Origin of the sequence: Pseudomonas sp. SJZ078 (assembly GCF_007828255.1) — a bacterium.
Lineage (GTDB): Bacteria > Pseudomonadota > Gammaproteobacteria > Pseudomonadales > Pseudomonadaceae > Aquipseudomonas.
Genome location: NZ_VIUG01000005.1, coordinates 219,481 through 236,975, shown reverse-complemented (window position 1 = coordinate 236,975; position 17,495 = coordinate 219,481). Strand labels below are relative to the sequence as shown.

General features: G+C 60.2%; 15 protein-coding genes. 12 read left to right on the top strand and 3 right to left on the bottom strand.

Going from position 1 to position 17,495, the window contains the following annotated elements; all coding sequences use genetic code 11:
* Nucleotides 1-59: 59 nt before the first annotated feature.
* The 3 genes from FBY02_RS07760 to FBY02_RS28325 all read right to left on the bottom strand — a co-directional run bounded on the left by FBY02_RS07760 (nucleotide 60) and on the right by FBY02_RS28325 (nucleotide 3,532).
* Nucleotides 60-1,400 carry an OprD family porin gene (locus FBY02_RS07760; protein ID WP_144925547.1) on the bottom strand — a complete coding sequence of 447 codons (1,341 nt, stop codon included), beginning with the start codon at nucleotides 1,398-1,400 and terminating at the stop codon, nucleotides 60-62.
* Nucleotides 1,401-1,840: 440 nt separating this feature from the next.
* Complete coding sequence (locus tag FBY02_RS07755) at nucleotides 1,841-3,166, bottom strand: FAD-binding oxidoreductase (protein ID WP_144925544.1); 1,326 nt, start codon at nucleotides 3,164-3,166, stop codon at nucleotides 1,841-1,843.
* A gap of 234 nt (nucleotides 3,167-3,400) precedes the next feature.
* Nucleotides 3,401-3,532 (bottom strand): hypothetical protein, encoded by a 132-nt coding sequence (locus FBY02_RS28325; RefSeq protein ID WP_256662481.1) that lies wholly within the window; start codon nucleotides 3,530-3,532, stop codon nucleotides 3,401-3,403.
* Between the two features lie 103 nt (nucleotides 3,533-3,635).
* On the opposite strand from FBY02_RS28325, the gene FBY02_RS07750 reads away from it, so the two are divergent.
* The 12 genes from FBY02_RS07750 to FBY02_RS07695 all read left to right on the top strand — a co-directional run bounded on the left by FBY02_RS07750 (nucleotide 3,636) and on the right by FBY02_RS07695 (nucleotide 17,493).
* Nucleotides 3,636-4,625: an ornithine cyclodeaminase family protein gene (locus FBY02_RS07750; protein WP_144925541.1), complete on the top strand. Its 990-nt coding sequence runs from the start codon at nucleotides 3,636-3,638 to the stop codon at nucleotides 4,623-4,625.
* 36 nt (nucleotides 4,626-4,661) lie between these two features.
* Nucleotides 4,662-5,633, top strand: a complete 972-nt coding sequence (locus FBY02_RS07745) for a threonine/serine dehydratase (protein ID WP_144925538.1) — start codon at nucleotides 4,662-4,664, stop codon at nucleotides 5,631-5,633.
* A gap of 284 nt (nucleotides 5,634-5,917) precedes the next feature.
* Nucleotides 5,918-6,622 (top strand): haloacid dehalogenase type II, encoded by a 705-nt coding sequence (locus tag FBY02_RS07740; protein WP_144925535.1) that lies wholly within the window; start codon nucleotides 5,918-5,920, stop codon nucleotides 6,620-6,622.
* Nucleotides 6,622-7,698, top strand: coding sequence for a phosphotransferase (locus FBY02_RS07735; RefSeq protein WP_144925532.1), 1,077 nt, complete (start codon nucleotides 6,622-6,624; stop codon nucleotides 7,696-7,698). The genes FBY02_RS07740 and FBY02_RS07735 overlap by 1 nt, the downstream gene beginning before the upstream one ends.
* Nucleotides 7,682-9,034: an aspartate aminotransferase family protein gene (locus FBY02_RS07730; protein WP_144925529.1), complete on the top strand. Its 1,353-nt coding sequence runs from the start codon at nucleotides 7,682-7,684 to the stop codon at nucleotides 9,032-9,034. The genes FBY02_RS07735 and FBY02_RS07730 overlap by 17 nt, the downstream gene beginning before the upstream one ends.
* A 26-nt stretch (nucleotides 9,035-9,060) precedes the next feature.
* On the top strand, nucleotides 9,061-9,564 hold the full coding sequence (locus FBY02_RS07725; RefSeq protein WP_144925526.1) for an Lrp/AsnC family transcriptional regulator: 504 nt from the start codon (nucleotides 9,061-9,063) through the stop codon (nucleotides 9,562-9,564).
* A gap of 296 nt (nucleotides 9,565-9,860) precedes the next feature.
* Entirely contained in the window at nucleotides 9,861-10,529 is a 669-nt protein-coding gene (locus FBY02_RS07720) for a haloacid dehalogenase type II (protein WP_144925523.1), read from the top strand.
* A gap of 114 nt (nucleotides 10,530-10,643) precedes the next feature.
* Nucleotides 10,644-12,401, top strand: coding sequence for a dihydroxy-acid dehydratase (locus FBY02_RS07715; RefSeq protein WP_144925520.1), 1,758 nt, complete (start codon nucleotides 10,644-10,646; stop codon nucleotides 12,399-12,401).
* 9 nt (nucleotides 12,402-12,410) lie between these two features.
* A complete protein-coding gene (locus FBY02_RS07710) occupies nucleotides 12,411-13,337 on the top strand; it encodes a glyoxylate/hydroxypyruvate reductase A (RefSeq protein WP_144925517.1) in 927 nt (308 codons plus the stop codon).
* Between the two features lie 382 nt (nucleotides 13,338-13,719).
* Nucleotides 13,720-14,388, top strand: a complete 669-nt coding sequence (locus FBY02_RS07705; protein WP_144925514.1) for a haloacid dehalogenase type II — start codon at nucleotides 13,720-13,722, stop codon at nucleotides 14,386-14,388.
* Nucleotides 14,389-14,420: 32 nt separating this feature from the next.
* Nucleotides 14,421-15,695 (top strand): FAD-binding oxidoreductase, encoded by a 1,275-nt coding sequence (locus FBY02_RS07700; RefSeq protein WP_144925511.1) that lies wholly within the window; start codon nucleotides 14,421-14,423, stop codon nucleotides 15,693-15,695.
* 142 nt (nucleotides 15,696-15,837) lie between these two features.
* Nucleotides 15,838-17,493 carry an ABC transporter substrate-binding protein gene (locus tag FBY02_RS07695; RefSeq protein WP_144925508.1) on the top strand — a complete coding sequence of 552 codons (1,656 nt, stop codon included), beginning with the start codon at nucleotides 15,838-15,840 and terminating at the stop codon, nucleotides 17,491-17,493.
* Nucleotides 17,494-17,495: the final 2 nt, after the last annotated feature.

The window sequence follows — 17,495 nt, the reverse complement described above, 5'->3', positions numbered from 1 at the left end:
AGAAAGCCTTCAAGAAAACCGGTCGACCCACGAGAGAGAAAAGCCGACTGGGAAAATCGCTACAGGATGCTCAGCGGATATTCGACGATCAGCCGCACCTCATCCACATCGCTGTCAAACGAGCTGGAGCGATGGGTGGCTTGGCGCAGGCGCAAGGACAGGTCCTTGGCCGAGCCCGACTGGACCACGTATTTGGCTTCGATATCGCGCTCCCATTGCTTCTCGTCGTCGGCTCCGGCACGGAAATAGGCACCGTTGGGATCGGCCTTGGTGAAGTCGATCTGGTCACCCTTGACGTAGCGGGTCATGAGGCTCAGGCCCGGAACCCCGAAACTGGCCATGTCGATGTCGTAGCGGATCTGCATGGAGCGCTCATTGGGACTGTTGAAGTCGGAGTACTGCACCGAATTCGCCAACCAGATCGAGTCGACACCGATGTAGTCGAAGGTTTCGTCGCCATCAATCTTCTGGTAGGCCAGGCTGACCTTGTGCGGGCCGAAGGTGTAGGCGGCTTTGGCCGACCAACTGGTGGTGTCGATCTTGCCGGCGCGGGCTTGCCCCTCGTCGTTGGTCTTGTAGGCGCTCAGGCCGAAGTTCAATGACTGCTTGTCGGCCAACGGCAGGGTGTAGGAAGCGCTACCGAAGTACTGGCGCCAGACCTCTTCGGCTCTGCTGGTGTAGGCCATCAGGCGCAGGTTGTCGCTGACCTTGTAGGAGCCGCCGGCGAAGTCGACGCTGTCGGCTTCGACACCCGCATAGCTGGTGACCAGCTTGTCATTGGAGTTGGTCGAGTTCCTGCCGTTGTACGCGGTGAAGTGACCGGCCTCGAGGAAAAGATCATCGAACTCTTTGCTCGACAGCTGGAAGCCGGTGGCCACTTCCGGCAACAAGCGGTTGTCACCCATGGCGAATACCGGGGCGGTCGGTCGCTGTTCGCCGTACTTCAGCACAGTGGAGGAGATGCGCATTTTCACTGCACCACCGAGCTCCCCGTAGGAGTCCGGCACATCAGCGTCGGAGGTTCGGTTGTTGCTGATCGGCAGCAGGCCGTTGCCGACCCGACCGCGGCCGGTATCCAACTTGATCCCGCCGTAAGCGAAGGCATCAGCACCGAAGCCGACGGTGCCCTGGGTGAAGCCTGATGCGAAGTTGAGCATGGCACCCTGTGCCCACTCTTCACGGTAGCCATTGCGTTCACTGGCCGGCTTGGCGCCGTTGGTGCCCTGACTGTTGCTGCCGCCGTTGCGCAAGTCGCGGTTCATGTAGAAGTTGCGGTTGAGCAAATTCAGGCTGCTCTCCTCGATAAACCCCTTGGCTTCCTCCTGCTGGCCGGCGACGGCCAGTTGCGAGGCCGTGGCAGTGACGGCCAGGGCGAGACAGCTGTGTTTCACGACGTTCATGGGGTAACTCCATTGGTTTTTTTATTGGTTTTCGTTGCCCTTACGGTGGACAACGCGTCTGCGGCAGAACCGGCTCCTGGGCAAACCCGCGAGAATGAAGAGCCCTGCCGGCGACCTCGTTGCATTGGCAGTCCGTCCTCTGTTGCCCTGGGAGCGGTGGCTGTATCGCAGCTGTCGCCAGGCCTGACAAGGGGCTGAAAGTAATTCGGCAGATTGCATAAAAGATGGCGTGACAGACCGCATCTACGGCTCGAATCGAGGGCAACGCCGGCAGCAAATGTCGGCTGGTTTTTCGGGGATAGAAGCTTGGTTGTCGCCTGGCCGAATAGGTTTTCACCGTTCTGGGGAGCAGTGCATGTCTGGTTTTTTGCGGGGTAGGTGGTTCTAACGGACAAAAAAAAGCGGGAACAAAGCTCCCGCCAAACAACGAAGAACGATTGTCAGAAGTCGGAGACCTTGCCCCAAACACCTCTGTTCAAACGGGCAAGTGAATATTGAGTGTGGTCCACAAACGGCCGCGTACCGGACGCGAGTTCGGCAATCAGGCGCCCGGCACCGGGGCCGATGCCGAAGCCGTGACCCGAAAAGCCGGCCGCCAGGATGAAGCCGGGCAGGTTCTGTGCTTCGTCGATAACCGGCACACCGTCGGGAGTGCTGTCGATATAGCCTGCCCAACCTGCCTGAATGGGCACGCTGCCCAGGGCGGGTAACAACCGACGTGCACGGGCAAGGGTTTCTTTCAGGATGGCATCTGAGGGGCGAGGATCGAGGATACGAATGCGCTCCATCGGTGTAGGTCGGTCGAGCGCCCATTTGCGGCGCGTCTCGTGTCCATATTGCCAACCTTGCAGATCACCGGGCGAGAGCATTTGCCAGCGCTTGGCGAACATCGGCAGAAAGTACGATGAGAACCGAAGCTGCTGTGGCGTCGGATCCACGCAGGCCCGTCCGGAAATAGCCAGCGTATAGCCGCCGTCCCCGCGCCGGGTGACGGTCACATCGCTGGTATGCAGCGTGTCGGGAAGCCCCTGGGCCCCCGGCATGACCGACATGATGCTCGATCGCACCGACGCCTGGGGAAAGCGAATGCCGAGCTGGGCACAGAAGGAAGAGGCCCAGGCGCCGCCAGCCATCACCACCTGACGGGTCTTGATCACGCCCTTTTCCGTGATGACCCCCGACACCCGTCCGGCTTCGGTCTCGACGCCGCGGGCTGCGCAGAATTGGTGTATCGAGCCGCCATGCTTGATCACGCCCTTGGCAATCAGTGGGGCCGCCCGCGATGGGTCAGCGATGCCGTCGGACGGCGAAAACACGCCCCCCAACCAGGGCTTGCCGGTGGCAGCGCCGCGTTGCGTGGCTTCGGCGCCGCTCAGCATATGAGTCGTGACGCCCTGGGTGAGCGCGAAGTCGCGCCATTTGGCCCAACCGTCCAGTTCGGCCTGGCTGTCCGAGAGATAGAACAATCCACAGCGGCGAAAGCCCAGGTCCTCGTTCAGGTCAGCGGTGATCTCCTCCCAGAGCGCGAGACTTCTGGTCGATAACGGCAGCTCGCGGGCGTCGCGGTTCTGCTGACGGCACCAACCCCAATTGCGGCTGGATTGCTCGGCACCTATGCGGCCCTTCTCGATGACAGCAACGCTCATACCCTGACGGGCCATGAAATAGGCGGCGCATACGCCGATGATACCGCCGCCGATGACGACAGCATCGGCGCTTTGCGGCAGCTGCGGTGTGGACGCAATGGTTATCAAGGGGGCCGGCATTCTATTCTCCTGAGCCTGGAGCCTATGGGTTTATCGCTTTGTAGTGAGCAATGCAGCCATTGCCATTGTTGATCCCATAGTAGACATCTGGACCCGAGAGGACTGCCGTATTGGATGTGCGCAATCGCAGGATCGGGCGTTTTCGGAGGGGGGGTCGAAAGTTTCTGCCGTGTTGACCGGAATGATCCATGCGGCAGGCACAGTGGCCTCAGCAGCGAATGTTCCATCCGCCACTTATTGCTGGTCTTTGGGAGCGTTAGCTTTCGTCGCAGAGGATGAAAAAGACTGGAAGTTGCGTATTTCCAGGGTATCCGGAATTTTCTGCTGAGCGCTCGGCAGCATAATGATTGCAGGCAAACGGGTCATGCACCCTCGTTGAGCTCGCGCCTGAGCAGGGTGAGCAGACTCGGCTTGGGAGCCTGTGCGTGAGCCTGACAGATGCTCACCCAATCACAGCGAGTTGGTGTAGATGAAAACATTGCTACTGACTAAAGAAGAAGTCGGCAAATTGATCTCCATGCAGGAAGTCATCGGTACGGTGGAAGAAGCGTACAAGGCCTTCTGCAGTGGACAGGTGGTACAGCCTGACTACATAGGCATACATCTGCCTGCACCACGCGGAGAAATCGACTTCAAGGTCGGGTACTGCAAGAGCAATGAAATGATCTCGATGAAAGCCTCTTCCGGAGGCTTCCTCGATAATCCGACAGCACACGGCGTGCCTAACGGCATGGGCTCCATTCTCCTGTTCGATGCCAGGAGCTGCGCACTGATCTGCGTCATGGACGGAAGCCTGCTCACCGGTCTCCGGACGGGGGCGTCGGGGGCCGTTTCAGTAAAGGCGTTGGCAAGGAAGAACGCGAAGAAAATCACCACCATCGGTACAGGGAACCAGGCCCGGATGCAGATCCGGGCCATCAGCCTGGTGATGCAGATCGAAGAGATCCATGCGTGGAGCAGAAACCCCGAGGCGCTCGCCCGATTCAAAATGGATATCGAAGGCGAATTCGACATTCCAGTGATTCTGGCCGACTCGAAGAAAGAGGCCGTCGAGCAGGCCGATATTCTGATCACGACCACTCGTGGCAAAGGCTCCCTGGTGGATGCGAGCTGGGTGAAACCTGGAACCCATATCGTCGCCATAGGTACGGATATGAAAGGCAAGCAGGAGCTGGATCCTGAAATATTCAGGCACGCCAAGATTGTCAACGACTCGATCTCACAGTGCATCGAAAAAGGCGAAACCTGGCATCCGCTGAACGCGAAGATCATCACCCAGGACGATATCCATGGTGAGCTCGGCGAGATACTGCTGGGCAGAAAACCTGGCCGGGAAAACGATGACGAAATTACCATCTTCGATTCCACGGGCATGGCCATACAGGACAATACCACTGCCGAAAAAATCTACCGCAATGCGCTGGAAAACAAGGTCGGGACTTTTTTTGCGTTCCTTTGAATTGTGATTTTTCGACAGTACGGAGAGAGAACATCCATGCGTGACTATCCAACCATCCAGGACATTCGAGAAGCCCAGGAACGGCTGAAACCCCATGTCAGACATACGCCGCTACTGCGTGCGGAGAAAATAGAGAAAGCGGCGGGTTGTCAGCTCTACCTCAAGCCTGAAACCCTGCAGATCACCGGGGCGTTCAAGATTCGCGGTGCGTTGAACAAAACGCTCTCGATGCCCAGGGAGGCGATCGCCAACGGCATCATTGCCACGTCTTCCGGCAATCACGCCCAAGGGCTCGCCTACGCTGCTCGCATGCTGGGTGTGAAAGCATTCCTGGTGCTTCCGGTTACCACGCCGAAAATCAAGATCGCCAATACGGAAGCCTTGGGTGCCGAGGTCATTCTGTTCGATGGCGACAATTTGGCACGCTGGAAGAGAGTGTATGAAATTGCCGCAGAGAACGGCTATACAGTCGTCCATGGCTTCGAAGACCCTGTGGTGATGGCCGGTCAGGGAACGATAGGCTGCGAGATCCTGGAGGATCTGGAGGATGTGGACACGGTCATTGTCCCAATGGGCGGTGGCGGTCTGATTTCCGGCATCGCCACCGCAATCAAGGAGACCAAGCCATCGGTGCGGGTCGTCGGCGCGGAGCCAGCGCTGACCCCCAAGTACTATCACAGCCGATTGAACAAGCAGCGCACCACGCTTCCCTTGAAGAACACCATTGCCGACGGCTTGCGGTTGAGTGTGCCGGGGCAGAACCCCTATCCCATCATCGAGCGCTACGTGGATGAGATCGTGCTGGTCGAGGACGAGCACATCATTCAAGGCATGCGTGTCCTGGCCAAGGACGCGAAACTGATCGCCGAGCCCGCCGCTTCGATCGGCATCGGCGCGCTATTGGCGGGCGTCGTCAACGTCAGGCCGGATGAAAAAGTCTGCGTGGTATTGACCGGCGGCAACTGGGACCTGTGCGACCTTGCCGAGATCTACCAGACTAGCGAGTAAGCCTTTCGATACGCGCGGTGGATAGTCTGCCTGTGAAGCCGTAGAGGTATCGCGAACTGACGCTGACGAACGCCCCTTCTTCATGGAGGGGCGTTTTTTTTTCTGAGTCAGAATGGGGCAGCCGTTCTATCAGGGCTCGGCAACGGGGACCGCAGATCATTTCAGACATGCTTCAGATCAAAAAGGAATCTGCCTGAGTCTCACCGCAATAGAGCATTTCCGTAGGGCTGATCTTCATAGACTTGTAGTCACCAACTGTCATCCACATTCAGGAGATTGACCAAGTGACATACAAACCGAAATTCATCAGCTTCGATTGCTACGGGACGCTCATCAACTTCGAAATGGGGCCGACGGCCAGAAAGCTTTTTGAAGATCGTGTTCCGAGCGATCGGATGCCGGCTTTCCTGCGCAGTTTCAGCTTCTACCGCCTGGATGAAGTACTCGGCGAGTGGAAGCCATTCTTTGACGTCGTTCAGAGCTCCATCGAGCGCACCTGTAAGAAGCACGGTGTCGAGTATCGCCTTTCCGATGCGCTCGCCTTGTACGAGGCCGTAGCGACCTGGCAGCCCCACCCGAATGTCGTCGAGACGCTGACCGCAATCGCTGCGCATGTTCCGCTGGTGATCCTGTCGAACTCGATGGTCGATCTGATTCCGCATAGCGTCGCTCACCTCAAGGCACCTTTCCACGCGGTCTACACCGCCGAGGAGGCACGCGCCTACAAGCCACGGGCGCAGATGTTCGAATACATGTTCGATCAACTCGGTTGCGGTCCCGAGCAGATGATGCACGTCTCATCGAGTTTTCGTTATGACCTGATGACGGCCTCGGATCTGGGGTTCATGGCCAAGGCCTTTATCGACCGCGGACACGAGCCTGCATGTGACGGCTATGGTGTTGACCGATTGACCGATATTCGCCAACTTCCCGGCTTGCTCGGCCTCCACTGCCTGGCTCAGGCTCCCGCGATGAAACGGGGCGCGTGATGGAGGAGAATCCCCCGATTACGGCTGCTGCGTTGAGCACGGCAGTACCCAGCCTTGCCCCGGACGAAGTGGGAGCCCTGGTCCGGTGTCTCTATGGTATCGATGGCCGTGTCAAGTCCCTGGTGGGCGAGCGCGACCAGAACTGCCGCATAGAGACCGACGACGGCAGGCGTTACGTCGTCAAGATCAGCAATCCATCCGAGCCGGTTTCGGTGGTTGATTTCCAGATCGCGGCGCTTGAACACATTGCCCGCGTGGCGCCCGAGCTGGTGGTGCCCCGCGTGGTGCGCACGCTTGGCGGACAGGCGCGTGACGCTGTAATGCTGACCGACGGGGGTTGGACCACCGTGCGGATGCTGACTTATCTCGACGGCGTCCAGATCCGGGATACCGTGCGGACCGCCGCACAGCGTCGGGCGATGGGGACGTTGCTGGCCAGGCTGAACCTCGCGCTGCGGGAATTCACCCATCCTTCGGCGACGCATGATCTGCTCTGGAACGTTTGCGCAGCACACCGGCTGGCAGCCAGGCTTAGTGATATCGTGGACACCCCGCGTCGCGCGCTCGCCGAGTCGTTCATGACGCGTTTCACCGAGTATGTCCTGCCGCATCTGGCCTCGGTGAGGTCACAGGTGATCCACAACGACTACCACCTCTACAACGTGCTGGTCGCCCCTGAGGATCACGAGCGCATGGTGGGGATCATCGACTTCGGCGACATGCTGCATGCGCCACTGGTCGGTGAGGTCGCGACGGCGGCGGCTTTCCACATGAGCGGCACAGCCGACCCGTTCGAGGGGGCGGCGCAGTTCGTCGGCGCCTACCATGCGGCGCTGCCGCTCAGCGAGCTGGAGCAGGAGATCGTCGCCGACCTCATGGCCACGCGTCATCTCATCACAGTGTTGATTTCGGAGTGGCGGGCCAAGCGTTACCCCGAGAACCGGGCCTACATCATGCGCCACAACCCGGCAGCATGGGAGGCGTTGTCCCGGATGGCCGATCTTTCCCGCGCCGAGGCGCGCGACCGATTACTGACTGAAGTACGAAAAGGACAAGCCGATGAAAAGCACCACTGACCTCAACATGGTCAACGCCTATATCCCCGGGCGCGCCAACCTGAGCCCCGTCACCACGGCGATGATCGAGCGACGTGACGCCTTGCTCGGTCCGGCCTATCGGCTGATGTACGAACATCCGTTGCACATCGTGCGCGGCGAAGGTGTCTGGTTGATCGATCCAGAGGGCCGTCGTTACCTCGATGTATACAACAACGTCGCGTCACTCGGGCATTGTCACCCGGCGGTGACCGAGGCGATATGCCGGCAGGTGCAGACTCTCGCGACCAACACCCGCTATCTGCATGACACGATTCTGGAACTGGCCGAACGTCTGGTCGCGACCGTACCCGAGACCCGGCTTGCTCACCTCATGCTGACCTGCACGGGCAGCGAGGCAAACGATCTGGCCTATCGTATCGCGCAGGTTCGCACCGGTGGCACGGGCGTAATCGTGACCGAAACCGCTTATCACGGTTTCACCGATGCGGTGTCGAAATTTTCCCCGTCACTCGGCGTGACGGTCGATCTCGGTGCGCACGTTCGCCTGGTCCCGGCGCCGAGCCTCTATCATGCCGAAGGCGCTGACCTTTGCGATCGCTTCACCCGCGATGTCGAGGCGGCGATCGCCGATCTGCAGCGTCACGGCATCAAGCCGGCGGCACTGATTGTCGATTCGATGTTCACCAGCGACGGCATCCTTCCTGGACCAGCGGGCATGTTGAAGGGCGCCGTCGAGGCGATCAAGCGGGCCGGCGGCCTGTTCATCGCCGACGAGGTCCAGCCCGGCTTCGGCAGGACGGGCGAGCATATGTGGGGCTTTCAACGTTACGCCATCAACCCTGACATCGTTACCCTGGGCAAACCGATGGGCAATGGACAACCTATCGCAGGACTGTTGGCCACCGCTGACGCGCTGGCGGAATTTGGCCAGAACTCTCGCTACTTCAATACGTTCGCCGGCAACACCGTATCGTGCGCTGCGGCATTGGCGGTGCTGGACACTCTCGAGAAAGAAGGGCTGGTGCAGCATGCGGCCAAGGTCGGGAAGATCCTGCGCGACGGCATCGCAGAACTCGCCAACCGGCATGAGGCTATCGGTGACGTGCGCGGTGTGGGCATGTTCGTCGGCGTGGAACTGGTCTCGGATCGAGTAACGCGAGCGCCCGACCGAGAGCTCACTACGCGGGTGGTCAATCGAATGCGCGACAAGGGTGTCCTGCTCAGCGCCTGCGCGAAGGGGCATAATGTGCTCAAGATTCGCCCACCGCTGGTGCTGTCCGTGGAACAAGCCGGCATGGTGGTCGAGGCGCTGGACGAAGCGCTGGCCGTAGCACAATCTGCAAGAACGCGGTAACCGGCACGGCATTAAAGGTAATCGACATGCGATTTTCAGCTTCCCTTGACCCGTTCGATATCAAGATTCTTGTGCATCTTCAGCGAGAGGGACGCTGTTCGAACGTCGACCTGTCGGCGGCCGTTGCCCTCAGTGAGAGTCCGTGCCTGTTCCGTACCAAGCGACTTCAGGATGCCGGCGTTATCCAGGGCTATCGCGCGGTGGTAGCCCTGGATAAGTTGGGCAGTCACGTCATGGTGTTCTCCGAAGTGACGATCAGCAGCCATCGGCCCAGCGACTTTCGTAAGTTCGAAGCAGGGGTCGACAAGTACCAGGAGATCATCGAGTGCTACAACGTGAGTGGCGGCTACGATTATCTGTTGAAGATCGTGGCGCCCAGCATTTCCTGTTTCCAGGCGCTCATGGACCGGCTGCTGGAAGACGATATCGGGATCGAGAGATTTGCCAGTCGAATCGTCTTGAGGCAGCCGCTCGATCAGCGCGGGTATCCTCTGAGCACTATCGCAACCGGAAAGCCGAGTTGGGATTGATCGATATCACCAGTTGATTGATCGGCTCCGCTGTTCTGCCGGGCGGATTTTCTCTGGTTATCCCGCTGCCAGGGCGCAGAGTGCCTGGGAATGCCCTGCTCTGAAGCGCTCGGCAAAGTCTGCTGAGTAGGACTGGCAAAATGGTGGGTTATACCAGGCAGGTCGCGCTTTTAACGCCATATGCTGGTTGCTCGGTGCTGTAATGAAGTCGTAGTGCTGCGACGCACTGTCGCTCCTGGAACGGGGGCCGGTGCCGTCGACAGCACGTTCATTAACGAACTTCCAGGACTGCCCCCATGAGCTTTCTGCGCCCCAAGTACATCACCTTCGACTGCTACGGCACGCTGACCAACTTTCAGATGGGCCCCCTGACGCGCGAGCTGTTCGCTGACCGCGTGGCCCCTGAGCAGATGGACCAGTTCGTCAAGGATTTCACCGCTTATCGCCTGGATCAGGTGATGGGCGACTGGCTGCCTTACGACGAAATTCTCAAGACCGCCATGTCGCGGTTGTGCAAGCGTTGGGGCATCGAGTATCGCGGCGAAGGCCAGCTTTACTACGACGCCGTGCCGACCTGGGGCCCGCATCCCGACGTAACGGCCGGTCTGGCGAAGATCGCCGACAAGATTCCCCTGGTGATTTTCTCCAACGCGATGAACGAGCAGATCACGTCCAACGTCGACAAGTTGGGCGTGCCGTTCCACAAAGTCTTCACCGCCCAGGAAGCCCAGGCCTACAAGCCACGTCTGCAAGCCTTCGAATACATGCTCGACAACCTCGGCTGCGGTCCGGAGGACGTGATGCACGTGTCCTCGAGCTTCCGCTACGACCTGATGCCGGCCGAAGACATGAAGATCAAGAACAAGGCCTTCGTCGCCCGTGGTCACGAGCAGCCGGGCAACGCTTGCTACAACTATCGTCAGATCGCCGATATCGGTGGACTGGCAGGCCTGGTCGGTCTCTGAGTCACTGCCGTCACTTCACTCCGGCCGGGCGATTGCGTCGCCTGGTCGGAGTGCGTCGGACGGGTAATTGTTTGCCAATGCCCAATTAGGATTTTCCCGCGCCAAGGTGATTTCATGAGCGATAACAAAACCAAACACAGCCGGCCGCTACGCAGCGCACGCTGGTTCCGCAAGGATGACCTGCCTGGCTTCGTACACCGCTCGACCTTGTCGACCGTCGGCTGGAGTCGTGAAGACCTGATGGAGCGTCCTGTTGTAGGCATCCTGAACACCTGGTCCGACATCAACCCATGCAATCTCAACCTTCGCGCCCTTGCGGAAGAGGTGAGGGTAGGGATCCTCGAGGCGGGCGGCATTCCATTCGAGGCTCCGCTGATGTCGCTTAGCGAGAACATCATCAAACCGTCCTCGTTTCCATTTCGAAACCTGCTTTCAATGGAGGCCGAGGAGTCCATCCGCGCTTATCCATTCGATGCGGTGGTGCTCCTGGGAGGCTGCGACAAGACTCAGCCGGCTCTGCTGATGGGTGCCGCCAGTGCCGGCGTTCCGTTTATCTTCCTGGGAAGCGGTCCGGCTACACCCAGGTCATCGACCGGCGGGAATCTGGCGAATGCCACCGGTGTCTGGCGTCTGGTCGACCAACTGCGTGCCGGCGAGCTCGCGGAAGGTGATTTCGCGACGTTCGAGCGAAGTGTCATGGGCACTGCCGGCCATTGCTCCGAGATGGGTACCGCCTCCTCGATGGCGGTCATATGCGAGGCGCTGGGGGTGTCACTGCCTGGCAGTAGCCTGGTTCCTGCGGTTGACCGTCGTCGCAATCAGATCGCTCGCGAGGTGGGGCGCCGTAGCGTGCGCATGGCCGCCGAAGGCAGCCCGTGCCCGAATGAGGTTCTCGATGTACGGGCCTTCGACAATGCCATCACGCTCCTGTGTGCGGTGGGCGGTTCGACCAACGCCATCATCCACCTGCTGGCTCTCGCCGGCCGCGTCGGTGTGCCACTGACCCTCGACCGCTTCGATGAGATCGCCAGGCGCGTACCGCTGATCGCAAACGTCCAGCCCGCCGGCGAACATCTGACCGAGCGATTGATGGCTGCCGGCGGCGTACCGGGTCTACTGAAGACCCTCAAGCCGTTTTTGCATCTGGACGCGCAGACTGTCGACGGACGCACGATGGGCGAGATCATCGAGACTGCCGAAGTCATTGATACCGAAGTCATTCGCGCGCTGGACAATCCGGTGAGGTCTGGCGAGGCGATGGTCGTGGTGAGGGGCAACCTTGCGCCGGACGGAGCGGTGATGAAGACCTGTGCTGCGGATCCAAAACTGTTTCGTCATCGCGGTCCTGCGGTGATATTCGAGGACGTACAGACGATTGCCGACCGGATCGACGATCCGGCGCTCGGTATCGACGAGAACAGCGTACTCATCCTGCGTAATGCCGGACCCGTGGGGGCGGCGATGCCGGAGTGGGGCATGCTGCCACTGCCGCGCCATTTGATGGCACGTGGCGTGCGCGACATGCTGCGTATCTCCGATGCACGCATGAGCGGCACTGCCTACGGTGCCGCAGTGCTGCACGTCTCCCCCGAGGCGGCCGTCGGCGGTCCGCTCGCCCTGGTGCGTGACGGCGACATCATTGAGCTGGACGTTGCCGCTCGCCGGCTGGAACTCTGCGTCGAGCCGGAGGAGCTCGAGCGCCGGCGCCAGGCGTGGCAGCCTCCGCTATCCCGGCACGTGCGTGGTTACCGCAATCTTTACAATCGACACATCGAGCAGGCGCATCTCGGCTGTGATTTCGACTTTCTCCGTGGTGCCGACGAAGAGACCCTCCCGGAAGGACTCTTCGACGGCTGGGTAGGCGGCTGGTAGGACTTATATATGAGCATTCTCTATCGATCCGATGCAGCGCGTGCGGCTGCTTGGGCAAACTACTTCGCCGAGCATGCCCCTGACCTCGACTTTCGTGTCTGGCCTGATACCGGCGATCTCGACGAGGTCGAATACTTGATCGCCTGGCAGGCACCGGCGGAGTTCATCGCCACCTTGCCTCGGCTAAAGGTTTTCTTCTCATCGGGAGCGGGGGTCGATCATGTCGATTTTTCCGCCGTGCCGGCGCACATTCCCATCGTCAGGATGGTCGAGCCGGGCATTATTAACGGCATGGTGGAATATGTCAGCCTGGCTGTCCTGGCCCTTCACCGTGACTTCTTCGACTATGTCGCGGCAAAGGCGGCGCGCGTCTGGAATCCACTCGAGGTTCCACCTGCCTCGGCCCGTACGATCGGTGTGATGGGGATGGGGGCTCTTGGTTGCGCCGTGCTGGCGCGGCTGGCGAGTTACGGTTTCCGCCTGCGCGGCTGGAATCGCTCCTTGCGCGAGATGGATGGCGTCGAAGGTTTCGCCGGCCCCGATCAATTGCATACCTTCCTTGAGGGGTGCGATGTGCTGGTCTGCCTGCTTCCGCTTACCCCGGCGACCAAGGGTATCCTGAACCGGGAAGTCTTTTCTGCGCTGCCTGCCGGTGCGGCGTTGATCAACGTCGGTCGTGGTCCGCACCTGGTCGATGCAGATCTCCTCGAGGCGCTGGATTCGGGGCGGCTGTCTCGTGCGATCCTCGATGTCACCGAGCCTGAGCCCCTGCCAGTCGAACATCCCTTCTGGGCGCATCCGCGGGTGTTCCTGACCCCTCATGTAGCGAGTATGACCCAGCCCCAATCGGCTGCGCCGATCCTGCTGGCGAACCTGCGTCGACACCAGCAGGGCGAACCGCTTTCGGGTGTTATCGAGCGTTCCCGTGGTTATTGAGCGGGTTTCGAGATACGCGTGAAGTGTGGGTCGCAAGTCGTAACAACGGCAACGGGTGCTTTCCTGGAAGGTGCCCGTTTTGTCTTTTTCCCGGGCGCATTTTCTGCGGTAAATCCCGCCTACACTTGCTTTATGAGCTGGAAGCAATGAGCCGCAAGGGTGCAGAGGGCCTGGAAATGCCCTGCTCTGAAGCGCTCCGCAAAGTCTGCTGAGTCTGGCTGGCAAAACGGTGGTTTATATCAAGCAGGTCGCGCTTTTAACGCCATATGCTGGTTTCTCGGTGCTGTAATGAAGTCGTAGTGCTGCGACGCACTGTCGCTCCTGGAACGGGGGCCGGTGCCGTCGACAGCACGTTCATTAACGAACTTCCAGGACTGCCCCCATGAGCTTTCTGCGCCCCAAGTACATCACCTTCGACTGCTACGGCACGCTGACCAACTTTCAGATGGGCCCCCTGACGCGCGAGCTGTTCGCTGACCGCGTGGCCCCTGAGCAGATGGACCAGTTCGTCAAGGATTTCACCGCTTATCGCCTGGATCAGGTGATGGGCGACTGGCTGCCTTACGACGAAATTCTCAAGACCGCCATGTCGCGGTTGTGCAAGCGTTGGGGCATCGAGTATCGCGGCGAAGGCCAGCTTTACTACGACGCCGTGCCGACCTGGGGCCTGCATCCCGACGTAACGGCCGGTCTGGCGAAGATCGCCGACAAGATTCCCCTGGTGATTTTCTCCAACGCGATGAACGAGCAGATCACGTCCAACGTCGACAAGTTGGGCGTGCCGTTCCACAAAGTCTTCACCGCCCAGGAAGCCCAGGCCTACAAGCCACGTCTGCAAGCCTTCGAATACATGCTCGACAACCTCGGCTGCGGTCCGGAGGACGTGATGCACGTGTCCTCGAGCTTCCGCTACGACCTGATGCCGGCCGAAGACATGAAGATCAAGAACAAGGCCTTCGTCGCCCGTGGTCACGAGCAGCCGGGCAACGCTTGCTACAACTATCGTCAGATCGCCGATATCGGCGGGCTGGCAGGCCTGGTCGGTCTCTGAGTCGTCATTCCTCAACCTATAAGGGGTTAGCCATGCGCAGTGAGTCCTATTGGCTCGATACCGCACCGGTGTTCACCGGGGCTCAGACCGGAGCGCTGCCGGCACGGGTCGATGTTATCGTCGTCGGTGGCGGTTTCACCGGTCTATCGGCAGCCCGGGCGCTGGCTCTGAAGGGCGCGAGTGTTGCGGTGCTGGAAGCTGGACGGGTGGTCGGCGAAGCTTCCGGGCGCAACGGTGGTCATTGCAACACCGGGGTAGCCCAGGACTACAGCAGCCTGGTTGCCAGCCTCGGCGCCGAGCAGGCTCGCGCTTATTACCGTGCCTATGAAAGCGCGGTCCAAAGCGTGGTTACGCTGGTCGAGCAGGAGCGGATTGCCTGCGACTTCAGGCGCAGCGGCAAGCTCAAACTGGCGGCCAAGCCTCAGCACTATGAAGGGCTGGCGCGGACCTGCGAGCTGATTCGCCGTGAGGTCGATTCCGAGGTCGAGTTGCTGTCCGCCGCCCAGGTCCGCGCTGAAGTGGATTCGGCAGAGTTTCACGGTGGACTGTTGCAACGCAATGGCATGCAGATGCATGTCGGGCGCTTCGGTGTCGGTTTGGCCGAGGCGGCGGCACGGCACGGCGCGCTGATCTACCAGCAGACCACGGTCCAGGGCTGGAAGGCCGAGGGCAACGGTTATCGGGTCGACACCAGTCGCGGCAGCCTGCTGGCCGGGCAAGTCCTGTTGGCAACCGGTGCCTGCCAGCATGGCGGGTTGGGTTGGTATCGGCGCCGGATCGTGCCGGTGGGCAGTTTTATCGTTGCCACCGAAGTATTGCCCGACGCGCTGCTCGACCGCCTCCTGCCGGAGCGTCGCTCGTACGTCACCAGCCGCATGATCGGTAATTACTTCCGGATAACACCGGACAACCGTCTGCTGTTTGGTGGTCGGGCACGCTTTGCCATGTCCGGCGGCAATTCCGATGCCAAGAGCGGCAAGGTGCTGCAGGCGGCGATGGCACGGATGTTCCCGCAGTTGGCCGAGGTCCGTACCGATTATTGCTGGGGCGGGTTGGTGGACATGACCGCTGATCGACTGCCTCGCGCCGGCCAGCATGGCGGTATCTACCACTCCATGGGTTATAGCGGCCATGGGGTGCAGATGTCGGTGCACATGGGGCAGGTGATGGCAGAGGTCATGGACGGCAAGGTCGAGGCCAATCCCTGGGGGGATCTGGAATGGCCTGCGATTCCCGGGCACTTCGGCAAGCCCTGGTTCCTACCGGCAGTGGGGCTCTATTACCGGCTACAGGACTATTTGCATTGAGGCTGTTCCTTGCACCGGGTTGTACGCAGGGACGCTGTTATCCGGAAACCGAGTTTGTTGCTTCACCGTCGTTTGCGTTACCAGGTCGCTCAGGCTTGACCGTGAGCATTGAGCCTTCTCATTATCGACAGGTAGAACCGATATGACTGACAACAAGAATAAATCCGAATCCCCACTGATCACCGGCGAACAAAGCCTGCGCGTTTTCGAGGGACTCAATCGGGGCATGTCACGCCGTGATGCGTTGCGTATGCTGGGTATGGCCGGCGTTGCCGTCGCGGGTGCGAGCAGCCTGTTCGGCCCGGCCGGTCGACTGTTTGCCGCGGAGGCCGGCGCAGCGGCTGGTGGGACGGGCAAAGGTCGGCGCGGTGGCCGCATCAAGGTCGCCAGTGCGACCAGTTCGACCGCCGATACGCTGGATCCGGCCAAGGGCTCGAACTACACCGATTACTGCCGTCATAACATGTTCTATAACGGCCTGACGACCCTGGACGAGGCGCTGGTGCCGCGTATGGCGCTGGCAGAGTCGTTCGATACAAGTGACGCGACCTCCTGGACGATCAAGCTGCGCAAGGACGTCGTCTTTCACGACGGCAAACCGTTCACCTCGGCCGATGTCATTTATTCGTTGAATCGACACAAGCTCCCCCAGGTCGGTTCCAAGGCATTGACCACCGCACAGCAGTTGGATGAGGTGAAAGCCACCGGGCCGCACGAGGTGCAGATCCGCCTGACCAGCCCGAACGCCGACTTGCCGGCCATTCTCGCCACGACCCACTTTCTCATCGTGCGTGACGGCACAACCGACTTCGCCGTCGCCAATGGGACCGGGCCTTTCAAATGCTCGGAATTCCAGCCGGGCGTGCGTTCGATCGGCGTGCGCAACGACAGTTACTGGAAGCCAGGCCTGCCTTACCTGGACGAAGTCGAATTTTTCTCGATCCCGGACGAGGCCGCGCGCATCAGCGCCTTGCTCGCCGGTGACGTCGACCTCATCAACCCGGTCAACCCCCGTTCGACTTCGCGCATCCTGGAGAGCAACAAGGTGGCGCTGATGGAGTCCCGCACCGGTGGCTATACCAATCTGGTGATGCGCGATGAACTGGGCCCGAACCAGAATCCTGACTTCGTGTTGGCGATGAAATATCTGTTCGATCGTAAACAGATCAATCGAGCCGCCTTCCGTGGCTACGGCGCCATCGCCAATGACCAGCCGATCGCCTCGAATAACCGCTATTACTTCGCCGATCTGCCACAGCGTGAGTTCGATCCGGAGAAGGCCAGGTTCCACCTGCAAAAGTCCGGTATGGTCGGACGCACCTTGCCGCTGGTGGCTTCCGAAGCTGCCACCGGTTCGTTGGACATCGCCCAGTTGTTACAACTGTCGGCCCAGCAGATCGGACTCAAGTTCGACATCAAGCGGGTGCCGGCGGATGGCTACTGGTCCAATCATTGGATGAAGCATCCCCTGGGGTTCGGCAACATCGGTGCGCGTCCAACCGCCGATTTGCTGTTCAGCCTGTTCTTCCAGTCCAGTGCCGGCATGAACGAATCGGGATGGAAGAACGAGCAGTTCGACCAGTTACTGGTGGCTGCGCGCGGGGAAACCGACGACGCCAAGCGCAAGCAGATGTACGCCGACATGCAGGTGCTGGTGCATGAGAAATGCGGTGTCGGCATCCCGCAGTTCACCAGCAGCCTCGATGGCCACAATGCCAAGTTGAAAGGTCTGGTTCCACACCCGCTCGGCGGTTTGATGGGCTACATGTTCGCCGAGCACGTCTGGCTGGATGCCTGAGC